Genomic DNA, 15,091 nt, shown 5'->3' with positions numbered 1-15,091 from the left:
GTCACTGCCCCCGCAATCAACCGCGCCGGAAGGACCCGCGATGATAATGGTTCGCATCTACATCGAGTTGAGAGCGATTCTCATCATCATAAAGTGTCGCGTTCGGTTTCAATCAAACCGTGAGCATCGGCGAGACACAAAATCCGCCCATCTGAAAATCAAAATTCCTCATAATTGCACATGATCATCGCTCCATTCCTATCCATGCAGGATGACTAATATAGGTAAAGAGAACGAGTCTGGCACTCGGTTAAAATGAGCCTAGTCCTAGACAGAAGCAATTCACCTAAAACCGTCTAAAACCGTTTAAAACCTTGGCTTTTACCCTCTTCACCCCATTGCCAATATTTAACACCAAAGCAACAAATGCACGTTATTGCATCCTTCCTTAGGGTTGATGCAATGACTCGTCTGTAGCCCTACTGCTGCATGGGCTAGAGTGCTCCCAACTTTTTGAGGCTATCTAGGGATTATCTAGGCCGCATCGAAAAACGGTTGAACCATATTGGTGCAATACACTGAACAACACCCATTGAATAGAAACATATCAATAACAATTCAAACTAAGGCAGCATGAGCCTAAAAACGCGTTCAATCACTCAGAAACAGTGTGCAGATCATCCCAGTTCGCCTGCTTTCGATGACTAAAAACGGGGAGCGGATAACGCCTTCGCAGGATGAGGCCGCGACCGAAACAGTGAGCCGAATAGAAGGATCCATTTAGGCGCCATCAATTCACCCAGAACTACCAAAAAACTCACCTTTTGCCCTACCCTTTACGCCCTTGAAGCGTTAACACAAAAGCAACAAAAGCGAGTCGTTGCATCCTCCTGTAGGGTTGATGCAACGATATGCCTGTAGCCCTACTGCTGCATGGGTTTGAGTGCTCCCAACTTTTTGAGGGGATCTAGGGATTATCTAGGCCGCATCGAAGAACTGTTGAAGCATAATGGTGTGATACCCCTATCAGAACGAAACATACCAGTAACAACTAAGATGAAGAAAACGTGCGGTATCCTCACTTGTCATTGTCGCACCGCACGCCTATATCAGCCCTATCAATGCCGGCTTCACCCACAGACATCAGTAAATGCCGAACGACTAATACATCTGCAGGAAAAAGCAGCTGACAAAAACGTAAACATGCACATTGATGCGAGGTATCAGCCCTATCCATCCCTTATCTGAACAAACGATTAGCCAGTATGAGATTAGCGGACACACCTGCAGGTAAACACACGGCAGGATCATAGGACCAGTACCGGCCATAATCGATCACCGGCATTAGCGTGTTACTGCCCACAACTCACGATGTACATTGGGACTGGGTAAAGCTGACGACAGGGCATGAAGCGTAATGTTATCGGGTGACACGTATGAAGGTGAAAATAGTGGTCTAAGAACAGGTCGAACTGAACACACGATTGAACTGGATTAGTGACTTAACCTGCCAATATTCAAATCACGATGCAAACAGATTCGACTGGCTGCTTTAGTTCACTTCTGCCCCATTATGAGTTAGTGCGAACTCCCCATGACACCCGCAACATAGACCGTGCAGGATAAAAACAAAAACAGTCGATGTGCGATCATGTTTCGAAACCTAACATTTGGTTAAGGGGCGGGGCTCGTCCCAGTGAACGAAGCGAGCGATTTGAACCACTAGTTAGGGGCCTGTACGCTTGGTTCGGAATGTAAAGTACATGGCTGCAAATGTTACTGGCCACCACGTAAAAATTAATATCAAGGCTTCTGCGATATGTACATTGCCTTGGCTGTGCTTTGTGAATATGAAGTCAGTTATTGATTGGAGCACGATGCCGCCATTCCAGAGCCGAGCCTTATGAGCAGGCCATGATAAAAAACGCCATAAATTTCCATGCGCTAAATCGTAAGAAAAGAAAGCAGCAACCAGTAATACTATTGTTGCCAATAAGCTGAACAGTAACAGTAAATTGATTCTTATGAGTGGCATATAGCAAAGGATCCTAACGCAAAGCACACTGGCGACGAGGCGCAGCGGTCGCAGGCCGCAAGTGATGCGTATTATTATGTTCCATTTACTAGGGCCGCTTTTGAACCCACATTATTAATTACCGATATCCGAGATAAGCCACCTACAAAACGATCAAATGCGGCTGGTTCCACCTTAAATGAGAATGAAGCTACAAAACATACCTTTTCTCGGGGATAACGGGTATCTCTGGATACAATTTGTATAGTCGCCAATATGCGCCCAGAATTATCGGCGCAAGAGAACACAATATCGAAATGAGACAACTGATCACTCTCACCAGAGTAAAACCGAACGCTATCCTCTCGTTTCTTGGGAAAGCCAATTAGTTGAGTGCAAAACTCTTGAAATTGGTCTTCGTTAACGTAGCAATCGGCTATACCGGCAAATCCACTACTTTCGCCTTTCACTCTTAGTTTCAGCAGATCATCTATTTCGGATAATCGCTCAAATTCCAAATATTCACTCATGACTGTCCTGAAACATAACGCTTTAAATATGGGGCGCGTGCTGTTTTCGCGTCCCAGCCCAGCTTGCTGGGCGAACATAATTTACTTGTTAGTACGATATACCGCACCAACGCCTAACGGGTCTATTTCAATCTGCGACGTAAACCTTACGTCTGCTATTTTACCTACACCGTGCTTAACAAACTGGGCAACTATTTCGAAAGCTTCAGAAGCTTTCGCTTCAGTGACATTGATTGAACTTTGATATATCAGAACGATGTCGGATTGAATAGTATCTTTTAGGAGTTTACTAAACTTCCGATCGTCCAGTTCTTCACTATCATTAAAAACCCGCACCCAATTACCACAAGGTCCTATTCTGCCGTGTGATAGCTTGTGCATGAGAGTGATAATTTCTCGATTCGTCATTTATCGTACTAACGCCCCAAGCAGGGGATTTTATGAGCGTTTTTCAGCGAGTAAAATTTCCGCTGAATTGGCTTGTTAACTGCTTTTGCAAATACCATGAATTTCCTTTGTATCAACGGACTTTTGCACTTGAGACCAGTTTTGACCGTCATAATAATTAACGACTACGCCATGCTTATATACATGAATCGTAATATCGTCTGATTTATAAAAATAACCAGAAGCAGCAGTTGCTACATAGTTTTGCCAACTTGAGTTATTCAGTTGTAACCATTTATTAAGCTGAGCATATTCAACTGAATCCTTGTTGATTTTTCCGTTGCATGTAACCCAAGCATCAGGATGGTAAATGGTAAAATCTATATCTTTTGAGCGGTCAAACCACAAAAGCAATGCACCAACTATGACCACTCCTCCAATAAGAACATATGCAATTACTTTCAGAAACTTGACCATGCTAATCCATGCAGTTAACGCCAAGTTCAGTGGTGGCCGGAACGGAGTGCCTACTTGCACATTGTGCAAGTAAGCGCACAGTGTCGGGCATCCACTGCAACGCCTGGTTATGCATTTACATGCACTCTATTAAGGATGTGTCGCAAATTGCCCCACCCTTGCCATTGTTTTCTTTCTGCCAAGACGAATAAGCATTGTCAAAAGATTCAGGATAAACACCGCCTTTATTCAGAGAGTCTTTAACACTGGCCTTCAATACTTTTTCTGTGATTGCCATATGGCGAACTAAGCGCTCGACTTGCCAAGCAGCATTGCCATGTTTTCGACCAATCACTTCAATATGAAATACACCGGTAGTCGCTGCGCTCTCAAGGTTATGAATGATGACCCACCGACTCATATTTTCGGTAGATTCAATAGTCCAGATTCCGGCCTTGTGTGTAGCTAGATCTGAAGCAAATGCGCTACTTGCAAGCAGGCCAGAGATCAACCATAAAATTCTGTGCACATAAACCTCAAAATGCATAACGTTGAGCGCAGGGGCGCGTTGTAAGTTGCGCATGTGCGATAAACTTCGCGCAGCGATTCGCTAAATGCGCGACTTACAAAGCATCCAGCAAACGAAGTTTGCGAGCCTGGCGCGATTTGTTATAGCAGCACAAGAGCACCGCTTTCCAAAACTTGGTAACTTAGATTTTCTTTGAAGTCCACAACTTTCGCTGGTATTAAGCCATCACCATTGCGAGGTAAATCCATTAAATATGTGGAAATATAATAGTGTAAGTCTTCTTTCTTGAAAAAGGTTTTGGCAATCAACTTTGGCCTCTCAAGGTCATAACGTATTACCACTAAATGAGAAGCAGAGTTCCTACCAAAACCAATAGGAATATCTATGCCTTCTTTTTGGCAAAACTCATAAATAATTTTTGTGTACTTTCCTTTCATTGCAGTCCTGTAGCTATAACGCCTTTATAACGGGCAGCCTGTGGCGAAGCCACGCTTTAGGCTGTCCAGCCACGAAGTGGCGTTCGTTGATAAACTTGTTATAGGTTTAGTGGATAAAGTGTAAATGACTTATCTCCTTTTTGATTTACTAACCGATAATTTCTTTGAGCATCACAGACTTGAACCACCCAAACATAGTCGAATAACCCCGGCTCTATATTGGCCCCTGTTGAGTCAATGTCTTTGATAGGATCATATTTTCTAGTTTGGAGTACTTGAAGTGAATTGCACTCTTTACTGTTAATGGCCTCCATTAGAGCGATGTAGTCTAGAGACCATTGCACATCAGCTTCGTTTAGCAGGCTGCTTGTAACAATACGACTCCCATTACCTTTCCATTTCTCACGAACCTCTGAAAGCAAACCTTCAGAGACGCTCATATTTTTACCATTTAGGTTAAATACATGAGCGTCGCTAGACAAAGACTCTTTATTTGCAGCGCAACCAAATAGAGAAATAACTAACAGAGTAAAAATACACTTCTTCATGATTGACCTATAACGCCCGCAGCACGCGCGGCCTTGTAGTGGAGGCGAAGCCGCAACGAAAAAGCCGTCGCTGTGCCTGCGCTTGTTAACTGTGACTGGCAACCAACTTGGTGCATTCATCGATAATTTCCGGAACGCAGCTTTCTACTGTGATGCCTATGTTCTCATGGTCGTATTGTTCGTGTGCAAGAAGACCAAATGCTGCCAGCTCAGTTGGCCAATCAAGATCACGGTTGATTTCTCCGAGCTTGGCACAACCAAGGTTAGGATCAATATCACCCGCCAATATTTTCTTAGCGATGCTCACCGCATCAGCTAACATTTCGATTTTCTCGGTTTCTTCCATAGTTTGCTTTTACAGTTAACGCCGCCATATAGGGCGCACAAATGCTTGGCTAAACTTAGCGACGAAGGAGCGCAAGCCAAGCGTTTTGCGTCCAACTACCATAATGGCCTTGTTATAAATCGATTACTCTAAGCCAACCCTTAATATTTTTCCGTTTTTAATTACGACTCTCAAACCATGCTCTACATCGAAGGTACACTCATACTCTAAATGAAGTTCTCCACCTTCATCTTCAGGAAACATGAACACTCCTGGTTCGGTGATATAGTTCCACACTTCATTAGGTGCGAATAGCTTTGGCATTAGCTCGTCGGCATACTCCCCTAAACCAAGATGATAATCAGGTAAGACTCTCTGGTAATATTGGAAAATTGCTTCCTCAATTTTAGGGAACTCAAGTTCGATATTATTGTAAAGCCAGTTGATAGAATCTTTATGCGACTGCTCTATTTCACCAGAACCAGATAACCCTATAGTAAACAAAACACTTTCACCTAAAGCAGGAAAAGATATTTCCCCCTCTAAATCGTGTCCCATTAATTCTAATTGATCAATTATTTTTTCGGCTACTTCCATATTTACCTAGATTTATAACAACAAGCATCAGGTGAGCCGCTTTTGGGCGTCACTTGGATGCGCTGGTTAGGTGTTTTTAAATGTTTCAATATATTCATTTGCCAACTTATACAAGGAGCGGCCTGCGTAATTGAAACCACCTTCGTCGCCTTCCGCAATTCTTGCATCTGAAATCTCCTTGGCTTCTTTTAGGTTGGATTCAAGCAACCTTGTTAAGAGCCGTTCTACCCAAATGGTTCTTACTGCATTTGGATATTTCCCCATTAATTGCGCGTAGTAATTTTCCAATACTTCAAGATTACTACTGAACGTGTTAATAGATGATGCAACTTTAATACTTAGTGGGTCTAGCTCTTCAAATATATTTCGTATTTGCTCTGATATTTTTTCTTCTTCCCACTCATTGAGAAAAGCAGAACCACTTTGAATTTCCATGCTTGGGGCAACCCAAGCACCACAGGCTCGAAAACTTAGGGGCTGCATTTTGTTTTCTGGGAGCTTGACTACATCCCAGAAAACATCATCGAAATCATAGTGTTTAAAGCTAATCGACCAAGATAGCTTTTTCGCCTTTGGAATTCCTGTAACCAAAATAGTGAAAAACGACTCTCTTTCTTTTTTAAACACAAAGCCACGACTACATTTCCATCCAAAGCGAGTTGAATACTCCCTTAATAGCTTGCTCAGAAGTTTGTCAGACTCGGATTGTTTCATTTAAACACCTAACGTTTGGTTAAGGGGCTTGCTTTAGCAAGTCCCAGAGAGCGGAGCGAACGATTTGAACCACTGATTAGGTGCTCTGGCGCAGAGCTTCAACATTACGCTGTAAATCACTTGGTTCAATATCAAAGCCAGACGCTTTAGCTCCAGCCCAATTAACGCCTGCAAGTAAACCATCTTTCTTTAAACCTGGAACCCAGCGCTCGCAAAAAACAGACCACTCAATTGCTACGGGTACAAAGCTACTGTATGCAGGAATACTGCGAATAATAGTTTGCGCCCGCGACTCCGATGACCAAAAAGGCATTGCACGCTTCCCACTGGCATCTAGTGGTGCAGGGAAGCCACCAGAGTCTTTTATTCCCCATACGAAATTTGACTCGGCGACTTCACGATAAAATTCGGCAGCGTGCGCGGAAGCGATACTCATAAGCACCTAACGCTTTAAACAGCGGGAAACGCGAGCGTTTTGGCGCCGCCAGTGAGCGGTTTTCCGATGATTTAACTTGTTATACATCATCTTCATCGTTGTACTCCGAGAGATAAATAGACATACCTAAATCAGTACACTTTTTCATTAGTTGAACTGACAAAATAGGACCTCCACCATTAGCCCCTTCTCTCGGTGTGAAACCAATATCGGCTATCCACTGATGTCCAGATGGGAGATTATCGGCATGTTCGGTAAGCCAGTTTTCAAAAATTTTAAATAATTCTGGTAGATCCCAGGACTCCTCAGCCAAGCGAACATAATTCTCCGAATTCCCGTCAGTTACTTTCCTAATCCAGATAGACAAATCTGCAAGATCCTTTTGATGTATAACGCTTTAAACAGCGGAAAACGCGAACGTTTTGGCGCAGCCAGTGAGCGGTTTTCCGATGATTTAACTTGTTAAATGCCATTTTTCTCGCGCTCAGCTTGTTTTTTGATTTTGGGCATTTGTATTTGTAGTAAAACAAATGCTGGCACTAATGGTACAAACGCTAGCCAAGATTGCATTTGAAAAGCCCAAAAGTAAATGAACCAACCTTGGCTAATAATTAAACCAGAAATTTTTAACCAGCGCGAGAAAAGCATAAGATCTCCCATGGCCGCTAGAAGTAACCCAAAGAAAAGCGCACCGAAGCCATACAACCAAAGGTTAAAGTTCAGAGATGAATTAATAGCCCCTACATCGATGGCAATTCCAAATAAAAATGGAACCAAAACCAAGATCATGGCGACAGTAGAAAAGCGATCATTACTCTGCTGCTTCTGATGAGCTTTATTTTTCTGTGCGAGTTTCTCTAATGTGTCCATGGCATTTAACGCTCGCCTAAACGGCGAGCAACTTGTTGCGAGTCCAGAGGCCGCGATGTTTAAGGCGATTGTGAGAGCTCACAGCTTGATGACTGCCAACATATCTTCACCATCTTCATCCAAACCCACTTCCTGAAAGCCAAAACGTGAATAAAAATCTTTGGCCACCGGGTTTTCAGGGTCATAGCAAATTTCTATTTCTTTTACTTTGTCACTGGATTTGATTTCATTGAGCGCCAAATTTAGTGCAACTCTGCCAATACCAGATTGTTGATAGCGTTGATCCACCATAAAGCGCCAGATAGAAACTTTTTCAGGCGTTTCAGATACCCACATGAAAAAACCGACAGGCTTATCGTTCTGATAGATAGCTCTGCAGGTATGCCCTTGGCAGTAATGTGATTCAACCAAAGACCACATATTGCTCGCAACATATTCCTGTTGCTCATTCGTGACATCTAAGTCACATACGTCTTCATAATTTGAACTTGTAATCTCTTCCAATGTGATACTCATGACTTTCCTTAGCTCTAACGCCCAAAGCAGCTGCGCGGTACGCGTCGGCTGGCTTTTCTTGTTAGCAGTTGATTGCCTGCATTAGTGTTTTTGTCACTTTTTTGTATTCTATTTCTGAAACTTTAAAAGGCACTTTATTTACCATAGGTATTGGAGGCAATATTTTTACTTTAGAAGCACCAATGAGCGATTCAAACTCTATATTCAAATGGTAGCTTCGGTAAGATTTACAGTTAAACGTACTAGTGAAACCACCACAAGGCTCTCTAACTCGATCACTTTGTATTAAATCCTTGGCTTTTTCAGTGAATTTTTCATTATTTACCTGAACACTTATTTCATTGTTTTGCCATTCAACACTACTACCATCTACGACTTCGACTACCAAATAAACAGAATTGTTACCTAAATTAACTTTAAAACTGGCCCCTTCCATTTCATATCGAAAAGTTGATGGGATTTGTGCGCAGCCATTTATAATGACGTCACCACCAAGTCCTTTTGGACTCATAAAAGTGGCCGTATTTGGCGCACATCCAGCAATCAATATAAAAAGAACAAGTATTAGATTACGCAAATTTTATCCTTAGCTAACGCTTTTGGAAGGGGCAAATTTGTGGCGGAGCCACGCTTAAATTTGTCCCGCTTACCAAACTTGTTAAGTGTTTTCGTACTGTTTTGACCATGAGTTCCAATCGTTTTCGTTACGAAGGTAGACCAGCAATGGAAGATGCTCCATTCTATTGGGATATGGAACAGCCAACATCTCCTCTGAATAACTACGATGGTTGTTAGAATAATTTGCGAGGATATTGGTTAGTACAACACTAGCAACTTCCTTAGATTCTTCACTGGGTTCGCCATCGAATATAAAACGTGCAACAAAGTCTTCACCGTCTAAGGACAACTTGAATGATACAGCCCTAAAGGATGGAGCAACTTCACCTAGAAGTGCATTCTGGGCGTACTGCATTAATTTTATATCGTGCTCAGTTCTCATAGACACTTAACGCCGCAAACAGCGGCCGAACGATAGTGAGGTCCAGCACAGGCGCTTTTTGCCTGTGCACCGCTGCTTTGTTAGGCATTTTGAACAACCACTGTTTGCGAGCTTGGTGAACTGTACTGCCATGCTTCAGGCCCGCTACAAGCTTCTGTAACAACAAACTCCGCCCCACCTTGAAATCTAAGTGACAACAAGGGCTGACTTGAAGCTGATGTTAACGGTAAACCGATAAGACTTACCACTGCATCACAAAAACCAAACTGCCCTTGCAGTAACAAATTTCCGTCCTGCTTTAGTTCAGCTGTGTTGTAAATGCTAAAACAAGCATCCTGAAACACCAACTGAATGTAGTCATGAACGAACACGACCTGGGACAATGGCGCTACTGGTAGGATATATGGACTCATAATGATGAATGCCTAACGTTTGACATGAGCGGTGGCCGACCAGCGTAGCCGGTTGGACATCCGATCGATGGAATGGTTAGGTCTCTTTGCCACTTATCTGAAAGTCCAATTGAGCACGCCAGTTCCACCGTTCTTAACCCTGCCCGCGAAAGTCTCCGCACAGGAGGATGACGGGGATTTAAAAGACACTTCCTGCCCAGCACCGTCTGTAATCTTCATTCCGCAGGCGAGGGCTCCGTCCGCAACCGCGAACTGAACACCGTATGACTCACCGGCGCGGGGGAGAAACGAAGCCGTGAAGCTGCACTGGCGGTTCTGCGCCATTCGAGACTCTCCGTACAAGACCGCAAAGGTCAGCTGGGAGGCGGCCACAACCTTGATTGGGCCAATCTTCTCGACGGCACCCGTGAACTGCTTCGACTCAATCAGTGACCCTAGAGGCGACGGCGTGCAGTTCATGTCTTGGTATGCGAACACTCTGTACCCCTGCATAGTCGTCCCCTTGGACTCCGATCGAAGGTCCAGCGTCATAGTTGCAGATGGCGAATTCGTGGGAAGGCTGTATGTGGAAGCACACCCAACAAGCCACAGCAGGCCAGCGATTGCAATAACGGACTTCAAATCAACTCCTCATCTAGAGACCTAACGCCCGCCACACACGCGAGCAACTTGTTGCGAGTCGAGCGCCGAAGGCGCGGTGTGTTGGCGTTTGTTATGCACTTTGTGACAATGCCTCAGAAATGGCTTTTTTCATTAGCTCTTCATCATCAAGTAATTCACGATAGTTCTCATAGGGTAAGTTTCCATCATTGACTTGTCTCTCAACAAAGATCTGCATACGCCATGGGTCTGGGTCGGGTTTGTCAAAATCAAAATCTATACCTCCAACATCAGGAGTTTTAAAAACATCTACACCGATGCCATGAGTGCGAATATACCAAGTTGTTCCTGGCACCAATTTGCAGCCACGATTTTCTCTAGAAAGAATGTCTTCTGCTTTCGATAGTCCGAATCCAAGCCGAATTAGCTCCTTAGCCCAACTCATTTGGGCATACCATAATGGAATCGCTACTTTGATTGGATTAATACTCATGACATCCTTAATGCATAACGACCGCATTTGCGGAAAATTGAAGCGCAGCGAAAATTTATCCTTAATGCGCTTGTTAAAACTTAGTGCCCTGACTGCATATAAAGCCACACAAGTCCACCCACAAACACGGCTAGGAACATACATGAAACAATTAGGGAAGCCGAGCTGAATTTGTTTAGCTTTCCTCTCACCCATTCAAACCCACCGACGGCCATGGCAATAGCATAAAGAGCAATAACCAAATATAGGGATATTGATTGCCATAATGGCACATAGCATTCGCGATCTGACTCCCCGCCGCATTCAACAGCGCGAACTGAGGAATATAACGAAATACCAACAAACAATACGATGAGAAATACCGAACTATATGCCGCCAAATCCCCTTTTTTCCAAGACAAACCCTGCTCCCTCATAGAGTTTTAACGCAAAGCACACGGGCGACGAGCCGCGCAGCGGGTTGGCGTCCCAGCGGCCAAAGGCCGCGAGTTATACGTATTGTTAGGGTTTTTAGCCATAGAAAACAGGGAGCACATTAGCTTTAAAGCTTTTAGCATAAACCCACCATTTTGAACCGACATCATCGGTTAATTCATATAAGTTACAGTCACTATCAATGTAATTCGAATTTAATTTAAGTGACGCTGCGTCGTTTATCTGGGCAATTTGTACTGGAGCCAAAATACTAAATGCTATGTTTAGAGCTTCTACACCTATAAACTCTATCTCTATTTCACCCTTGTCCTTTGTCCCAATATCACCATGAAACTTTAATTTCAGCAACCCGGTGATGTCGTGCTTATTTATAGAGATTACTTCTGTATAAACGGGGCCCGCCAGTAAAGCCAAATAACTATTTAACTGAGTCAGTTCCATTTGAAACCCTAACGCCCGGCTTTGGGGCGGACTTGTAACCGCGAAGCGGTGGAAAGGCCGTCCCAGCCCCGCAGGGGCGACAACAGCCGATTGTTAGAGGACTGCGAGCGCACGGAGCTTTGCACCTAGCCTCTGCATCTCTTCATGCGTATAGCCAACCAGAGTTGGCATTTCCCAATCATAAAAATTTTTGTCAGAAGTAGCCTGAAAAACTAGATTGCTCAAAGCCGCCAACTCTTGGGTCGTGAATATGCCCGCGTATGCAGCTTTAACTGCTTCAGCCATTGGTGCTGTGATATCACTCACGATGCTGGTAGCAATGACGAGATCACCTCTCTCCTCGGCTTTACTCAACGCCTCAGCTAGCGCTTGCCTTAACTTAGTTTCGGAATCCGGCATCAGTACCTCTAACGCCCACGTTCACCCGCGGGCCTGCTGAAGCGGCGAAGCCGCGGAGGCAGGGACGTCGGGTGCAACGTGTTGTTCGGCGGCGCCGCAGCCGATCCATCAAGCGAAGACAATGTCGCCCTCCCAATCCGGAAGATTTCCGACACTCCGAGTTCTGAGAACGATCCCGCGAATGGTGTCGGTGAATGCTGCGCGATTAGGTACGAGTTCAGAAAGTTCCGATGCTCGATAAGAAAGAGCTTTTTCCCACTGGTACTGAACGCGATGCTTCGGGACGGCATTGAATGCGAGCTTCGCATTCGTGGAGTCTCCCGACAGGCCCAGGAATACTCCGTGGAAGTAGTCGTCCCATATGCTCCTTCGTTCTAGTACTTCTCCGTAATGGCCTACTGCTGCAGGGAGATGTTCGAACTTTGATCGCAGCGCTGTGACTTCCTCTTTGGCCCGCAAGGCAAGGTTGCGGGCCTCCTCCGCGAAGTTTTCATTGCCGACTGCAGATATGAACGGGACATCGACTCGGCTTCCAACGTGAAACGCGCCGACGCTGCTTTCGTAGAGCATCCAGGTGACGCCCACGTTGAGGTAACTGCCCCTCGACCAAGCGCTTGGCTGGAACTCCACCTGAATTAGCCACCATCCGTGATCGTCGAGCCACACGCGCGACTTTCCTTTCCGCACGAGCCCGAACGGCTTCAACACTCTGCGAGCCTCGACATCGATCACACGGTTATGGTCATCTGACATTGATGCCCTCCCAAGCCGCCGAACATTTTATTAGTGCGCATGCGCGTTTACCTCATTAGACCAGTAAAAACGCGCACTGTTAATTACTTGTAATAAAAGGAACTTATCAGCTTTTTTTCAAATACACCATCTGGAAAAACGCGCATGCGCGTTTCCCAAACCTATTATCTCAAACCATCAAAAAATAACTTATTGATAATTAATACAATATATAATTTAACATAAGTGTAAACGCGCAAAAAAATTTACACTCTTCCTTGATTTAAGCGATTTCTAAATAATACTGTATATATAAACAGTAAAAGCAAGGATTGCTATCATGAGTATAAAAAGCCCTTTTTTAAGCGGTGTTCAAGAAGAAATGCGCATGCGTGGTTACAGTATCAGAACAGAAAAATCCTACCTGTATTGGATCAAGGCGTTCATTAACTTTCACCACAAGCGTCATCCTGAAACGATGGGAACAGAGGAGGTCGCACAATTCTTAACCTTCCTTGCCAATCAACGGAATGTGGCTATCAACACTCAAAAAATTGCACTGAACGCGTTAGCCTATTTGTACCAGAAACATTTGCATCATGAGCTTGGAAACTTAGGTTTTTGCTATGCCACAAAACAGCGTTATTTACCTACTGTGTTATCCCCATCAGAAATCTCACTAATACTAAATGAGCTTGATGGCCGCGATAGGCTAATAATAGAACGACTCTATGGTAGTGGACTGAGAGTTTCAGAATGCCTCAGGTTACGTATCCAAGATATTGATATTGAACAAGCTTCGTTGACTGTGAGGGATGGTAAAGGTCATAAAGATAGACAAACAATCCTTAGCCATAAATGTGCCATTAAACTCACAGCATATATTAATAAGGCAATGGAGATTCAACACCGTGACAACCAACAAGGGATCGGCCCTTCCCTACCCAATGCGTTAGAGCGTAAGTATCCAAATGCCTTTAAGCAACACGGATGGATGTTCATTTTCCCTTCAACCACAACCTGCATTAATCCTTATACAGGAACGCTTTGCAGGCATCATCTTCATCAGAGTGTTATTCGTAAAGTGCTCGGCAATGCGGTGCGTAACATCAAAATAACTAAGCGTGTTACCTGTCATACATTTAGACATAGCTTTGCAACCCATCTACTTCAATCGGGCAGTGATATCAGAAGTGTTCAGGAGCTACTTGGCCATAATGACGTTAGTACAACACAAATCTACACCCATGTGCTTGGCCAACATTACGCAGGGACAACGAGTCCATTAGATAAGTTATAAATTCTAAGTAATAAAGCAATCTCGATTGCCTCTAGTCGTATTACTAATTCAGGTCAACTAACACTTAACTTACAGAGTGTTTGGGTTGCCCCGTAAAACACTTGGGGGTAACTGGCGTTTTGCCCAAGCAAATGCATAAAGACGTATTGCGGCAAGAGCACCAAAACGATAAATCCACAAAACAATCATTTATAAAAGCCTAGTTTCATTATGATCAATATAGAGATCACACCTAAGCTCAGTGCATCATTTAATCGCGAATGATTTTGCATAGGTATCTGTCTGAACCTTTGATAAAATCCAATCAACGGGTTAGCAGTCTTGGTGGACAACCGTCTAACCCGCCAGCCCTCGTAAGAGGGCGTTCCTTCTAATTCATCCTATCTAGCAGTGCCATTTCGGCTTTTCTTAGCCAGAAGATGTAAGACTTTTTACTGTCAAATCCCATTAAGGCCCACTGTTCTTTGCAGAGGTAATGGGTGCGGATGGCGCGTTTGCAGTTAATCGATAACTGCTCAACGAGCTGGTCAAAATGGGCGACGTGGGCAGGCACGTTGAGTTCGTGCTTTAAGTTGCCGCCGCCCAGCGACTCGCCTAAACGGTCGCAGGCGCTGCGGTTTGAAAACCCCTTGCCCAACTCTTGGTGCACCCAATAGCGGCCCCAGCGATATAACCCTAACCGCAACGCCTTAATGTTCATCCTCTGCTCGGGTTCATCGCTAAAGCCCATTGGCCACCTCATTTATCTTCTCGATGGAAAGCTTAAACACATCAAGGCATATCGATGTCACATCGTCATAGGGCGCTGTAGTACGGCCATTTTCCCAACGTTGGTAAGTGTTGCGGCTAATGCCGTAAATCTCAGCCACTTCGTCTTGGGTCATGCCCCGTAAACGGCGCCCTACTTTCAATACATCCGCGGCGCGATTAGCCATAAATCCTCCTGCGTGAAGTCCATAACCCAGTTGTGCTATTTGTT

At 44.4% G+C, this 15,091-nt stretch carries 24 protein-coding genes; 1 reads left to right on the top strand and 23 read right to left on the bottom strand.

Annotated elements, in window-relative coordinates; genetic code table 11:
* Positions 1-2,049 precede the first annotated feature (2,049 nt).
* The 21 genes from RA178_RS09760 to RA178_RS09665 form a co-directional block, all read right to left on the bottom strand.
* Positions 2,050-2,484: a hypothetical protein gene (locus RA178_RS09760; RefSeq protein WP_306685257.1), complete on the bottom strand. Its 435-nt coding sequence runs from the start codon at positions 2,482-2,484 to the stop codon at positions 2,050-2,052.
* Between the two features lie 81 nt (positions 2,485-2,565).
* Complete coding sequence (locus RA178_RS09755) at positions 2,566-2,892, bottom strand: hypothetical protein (protein WP_306685256.1); 327 nt, start codon at positions 2,890-2,892, stop codon at positions 2,566-2,568.
* 75 nt (positions 2,893-2,967) lie between these two features.
* Positions 2,968-3,348 carry a hypothetical protein gene (locus tag RA178_RS09750; RefSeq protein WP_306685255.1) on the bottom strand — a complete coding sequence of 127 codons (381 nt, stop codon included), beginning with the start codon at positions 3,346-3,348 and terminating at the stop codon, positions 2,968-2,970.
* Positions 3,349-3,463: 115 nt separating this feature from the next.
* A complete protein-coding gene (locus RA178_RS09745; RefSeq protein WP_256613031.1) occupies positions 3,464-3,910 on the bottom strand; it encodes a DUF5086 family protein in 447 nt (148 codons plus the stop codon).
* Between the two features lie 86 nt (positions 3,911-3,996).
* Entirely contained in the window at positions 3,997-4,293 is a 297-nt protein-coding gene (locus tag RA178_RS09740) for a hypothetical protein (RefSeq protein ID WP_115334427.1), read from the bottom strand.
* Between the two features lie 98 nt (positions 4,294-4,391).
* Positions 4,392-4,841: a hypothetical protein gene (locus tag RA178_RS09735; RefSeq protein WP_306685254.1), complete on the bottom strand. Its 450-nt coding sequence runs from the start codon at positions 4,839-4,841 to the stop codon at positions 4,392-4,394.
* An 85-nt stretch (positions 4,842-4,926) separates the two neighbouring features.
* Positions 4,927-5,187, bottom strand: coding sequence for a hypothetical protein (locus tag RA178_RS09730; protein ID WP_115334426.1), 261 nt, complete (start codon positions 5,185-5,187; stop codon positions 4,927-4,929).
* 123 nt (positions 5,188-5,310) lie between these two features.
* Complete coding sequence (locus RA178_RS09725; RefSeq protein ID WP_115334425.1) at positions 5,311-5,763, bottom strand: DUF6985 domain-containing protein; 453 nt, start codon at positions 5,761-5,763, stop codon at positions 5,311-5,313.
* A gap of 66 nt (positions 5,764-5,829) precedes the next feature.
* Positions 5,830-6,477, bottom strand: a complete 648-nt coding sequence (locus RA178_RS09720; protein ID WP_306685253.1) for a hypothetical protein — start codon at positions 6,475-6,477, stop codon at positions 5,830-5,832.
* A gap of 76 nt (positions 6,478-6,553) precedes the next feature.
* On the bottom strand, positions 6,554-6,913 hold the full coding sequence (locus tag RA178_RS09715; RefSeq protein ID WP_028760225.1) for a DUF2750 domain-containing protein: 360 nt from the start codon (positions 6,911-6,913) through the stop codon (positions 6,554-6,556).
* Positions 6,914-6,992: 79 nt separating this feature from the next.
* On the bottom strand, positions 6,993-7,280 hold the full coding sequence (locus RA178_RS09710; RefSeq protein ID WP_173497769.1) for a hypothetical protein: 288 nt from the start codon (positions 7,278-7,280) through the stop codon (positions 6,993-6,995).
* A gap of 95 nt (positions 7,281-7,375) precedes the next feature.
* Positions 7,376-7,783: a hypothetical protein gene (locus RA178_RS09705; RefSeq protein ID WP_219256185.1), complete on the bottom strand. Its 408-nt coding sequence runs from the start codon at positions 7,781-7,783 to the stop codon at positions 7,376-7,378.
* Positions 7,784-7,861: 78 nt separating this feature from the next.
* A complete protein-coding gene (locus RA178_RS09700; RefSeq protein ID WP_028760228.1) occupies positions 7,862-8,299 on the bottom strand; it encodes a GNAT family N-acetyltransferase in 438 nt (145 codons plus the stop codon).
* 61 nt (positions 8,300-8,360) lie between these two features.
* Positions 8,361-8,876: a hypothetical protein gene (locus RA178_RS09695; protein WP_105252261.1), complete on the bottom strand. Its 516-nt coding sequence runs from the start codon at positions 8,874-8,876 to the stop codon at positions 8,361-8,363.
* Positions 8,877-8,957: 81 nt separating this feature from the next.
* The gene (locus RA178_RS22185; protein ID WP_503167886.1) at positions 8,958-9,272 is read right to left on the bottom strand and encodes a MafI2 family immunity protein; all 315 of its coding nucleotides are present in this window, start codon (positions 9,270-9,272) and stop codon (positions 8,958-8,960) included.
* A 107-nt stretch (positions 9,273-9,379) separates the two neighbouring features.
* Positions 9,380-9,712, bottom strand: coding sequence for a hypothetical protein (locus RA178_RS09690; RefSeq protein WP_306685251.1), 333 nt, complete (start codon positions 9,710-9,712; stop codon positions 9,380-9,382).
* A gap of 712 nt (positions 9,713-10,424) precedes the next feature.
* Positions 10,425-10,805, bottom strand: coding sequence for a DUF6896 domain-containing protein (locus RA178_RS09685; RefSeq protein ID WP_306682172.1), 381 nt, complete (start codon positions 10,803-10,805; stop codon positions 10,425-10,427).
* 80 nt (positions 10,806-10,885) lie between these two features.
* A complete protein-coding gene (locus RA178_RS09680) occupies positions 10,886-11,206 on the bottom strand; it encodes a hypothetical protein (RefSeq protein WP_306685250.1) in 321 nt (106 codons plus the stop codon).
* Between the two features lie 109 nt (positions 11,207-11,315).
* Complete coding sequence (locus tag RA178_RS09675) at positions 11,316-11,681, bottom strand: hypothetical protein (protein ID WP_306685249.1); 366 nt, start codon at positions 11,679-11,681, stop codon at positions 11,316-11,318.
* Positions 11,682-11,774: 93 nt separating this feature from the next.
* Positions 11,775-12,080, bottom strand: coding sequence for a hypothetical protein (locus RA178_RS09670; protein WP_306685248.1), 306 nt, complete (start codon positions 12,078-12,080; stop codon positions 11,775-11,777).
* 108 nt (positions 12,081-12,188) lie between these two features.
* Positions 12,189-12,833: a hypothetical protein gene (locus RA178_RS09665; protein WP_306685247.1), complete on the bottom strand. Its 645-nt coding sequence runs from the start codon at positions 12,831-12,833 to the stop codon at positions 12,189-12,191.
* Positions 12,834-13,152: 319 nt separating this feature from the next.
* Here RA178_RS09665 and RA178_RS09660 point away from each other — a divergent pair, with 319 nt between their 5' ends.
* Positions 13,153-14,112: an integron integrase gene (locus tag RA178_RS09660; RefSeq protein WP_306685246.1), complete on the top strand. Its 960-nt coding sequence runs from the start codon at positions 13,153-13,155 to the stop codon at positions 14,110-14,112.
* Positions 14,113-14,482: 370 nt separating this feature from the next.
* Here the strand turns inward: RA178_RS09660 and RA178_RS09655 are convergent, their stop codons facing one another.
* Both RA178_RS09655 and RA178_RS09650 read right to left on the bottom strand, forming a co-directional pair.
* Complete coding sequence (locus RA178_RS09655; protein ID WP_306685245.1) at positions 14,483-14,842, bottom strand: hypothetical protein; 360 nt, start codon at positions 14,840-14,842, stop codon at positions 14,483-14,485.
* Positions 14,832-15,047, bottom strand: a complete 216-nt coding sequence (locus RA178_RS09650) for a helix-turn-helix transcriptional regulator (RefSeq protein ID WP_006082023.1) — start codon at positions 15,045-15,047, stop codon at positions 14,832-14,834. The genes RA178_RS09655 and RA178_RS09650 overlap by 11 nt, the downstream gene beginning before the upstream one ends.
* Between the last annotated feature and the right edge of the window lie 44 nt (positions 15,048-15,091).

The sequence above is a fragment of the Shewanella oncorhynchi genome (assembly GCF_030848765.1).
GTDB classification, from domain to species: domain Bacteria; phylum Pseudomonadota; class Gammaproteobacteria; order Enterobacterales; family Shewanellaceae; genus Shewanella; species Shewanella oncorhynchi.
This window is presented reverse-complemented; position numbering and strand designations above follow the sequence as displayed.

Bases quoted from the DNA above. Each gene is read 5' to 3' on its own strand.
- RA178_RS09685 (WP_306682172.1), bottom strand. From the start codon at position 10,805: ATGAGTATTAATCCAATCAAAGTAGCGATTCCATTATGGTATGCCCAA.
- RA178_RS09715 (WP_028760225.1), bottom strand. From the start codon at position 6,913: ATGAGTATCGCTTCCGCGCACGCTGCCGAATTTTATCGTGAAGTCGCC.
- RA178_RS22185 (WP_503167886.1), bottom strand. From the start codon at position 9,272: ATGCAGTACGCCCAGAATGCACTTCTAGGTGAAGTTGCTCCATCCTTT.
- RA178_RS09740 (WP_115334427.1), bottom strand. From the start codon at position 4,293: ATGAAAGGAAAGTACACAAAAATTATTTATGAGTTTTGCCAAAAAGAA.
- RA178_RS09755 (WP_306685256.1), bottom strand. From the start codon at position 2,892: ATGACGAATCGAGAAATTATCACTCTCATGCACAAGCTATCACACGGC.
- RA178_RS09700 (WP_028760228.1), bottom strand. From the start codon at position 8,299: ATGAGTATCACATTGGAAGAGATTACAAGTTCAAATTATGAAGACGTA.
- RA178_RS09720 (WP_306685253.1), bottom strand. From the start codon at position 6,477: ATGAAACAATCCGAGTCTGACAAACTTCTGAGCAAGCTATTAAGGGAG.
- RA178_RS09730 (WP_115334426.1), bottom strand. From the start codon at position 5,187: ATGGAAGAAACCGAGAAAATCGAAATGTTAGCTGATGCGGTGAGCATC.
- RA178_RS09760 (WP_306685257.1), bottom strand. From the start codon at position 2,484: ATGAGTGAATATTTGGAATTTGAGCGATTATCCGAAATAGATGATCTG.
- RA178_RS09750 (WP_306685255.1), bottom strand. From the start codon at position 3,348: ATGGTCAAGTTTCTGAAAGTAATTGCATATGTTCTTATTGGAGGAGTG.
- RA178_RS09735 (WP_306685254.1), bottom strand. From the start codon at position 4,841: ATGAAGAAGTGTATTTTTACTCTGTTAGTTATTTCTCTATTTGGTTGC.
- RA178_RS09675 (WP_306685249.1), bottom strand. From the start codon at position 11,681: ATGGAACTGACTCAGTTAAATAGTTATTTGGCTTTACTGGCGGGCCCC.
- RA178_RS09670 (WP_306685248.1), bottom strand. From the start codon at position 12,080: ATGCCGGATTCCGAAACTAAGTTAAGGCAAGCGCTAGCTGAGGCGTTG.
- RA178_RS09690 (WP_306685251.1), bottom strand. From the start codon at position 9,712: ATGAGTCCATATATCCTACCAGTAGCGCCATTGTCCCAGGTCGTGTTC.
- RA178_RS09665 (WP_306685247.1), bottom strand. From the start codon at position 12,833: ATGTCAGATGACCATAACCGTGTGATCGATGTCGAGGCTCGCAGAGTG.
- RA178_RS09655 (WP_306685245.1), bottom strand. From the start codon at position 14,842: ATGGGCTTTAGCGATGAACCCGAGCAGAGGATGAACATTAAGGCGTTG.
- RA178_RS09705 (WP_219256185.1), bottom strand. From the start codon at position 7,783: ATGGACACATTAGAGAAACTCGCACAGAAAAATAAAGCTCATCAGAAG.
- RA178_RS09650 (WP_006082023.1), bottom strand. From the start codon at position 15,047: ATGGCTAATCGCGCCGCGGATGTATTGAAAGTAGGGCGCCGTTTACGG.
- RA178_RS09745 (WP_256613031.1), bottom strand. From the start codon at position 3,910: ATGCGCAACTTACAACGCGCCCCTGCGCTCAACGTTATGCATTTTGAG.
- RA178_RS09725 (WP_115334425.1), bottom strand. From the start codon at position 5,763: ATGGAAGTAGCCGAAAAAATAATTGATCAATTAGAATTAATGGGACAC.
- RA178_RS09660 (WP_306685246.1), top strand. From the start codon at position 13,153: ATGAGTATAAAAAGCCCTTTTTTAAGCGGTGTTCAAGAAGAAATGCGC.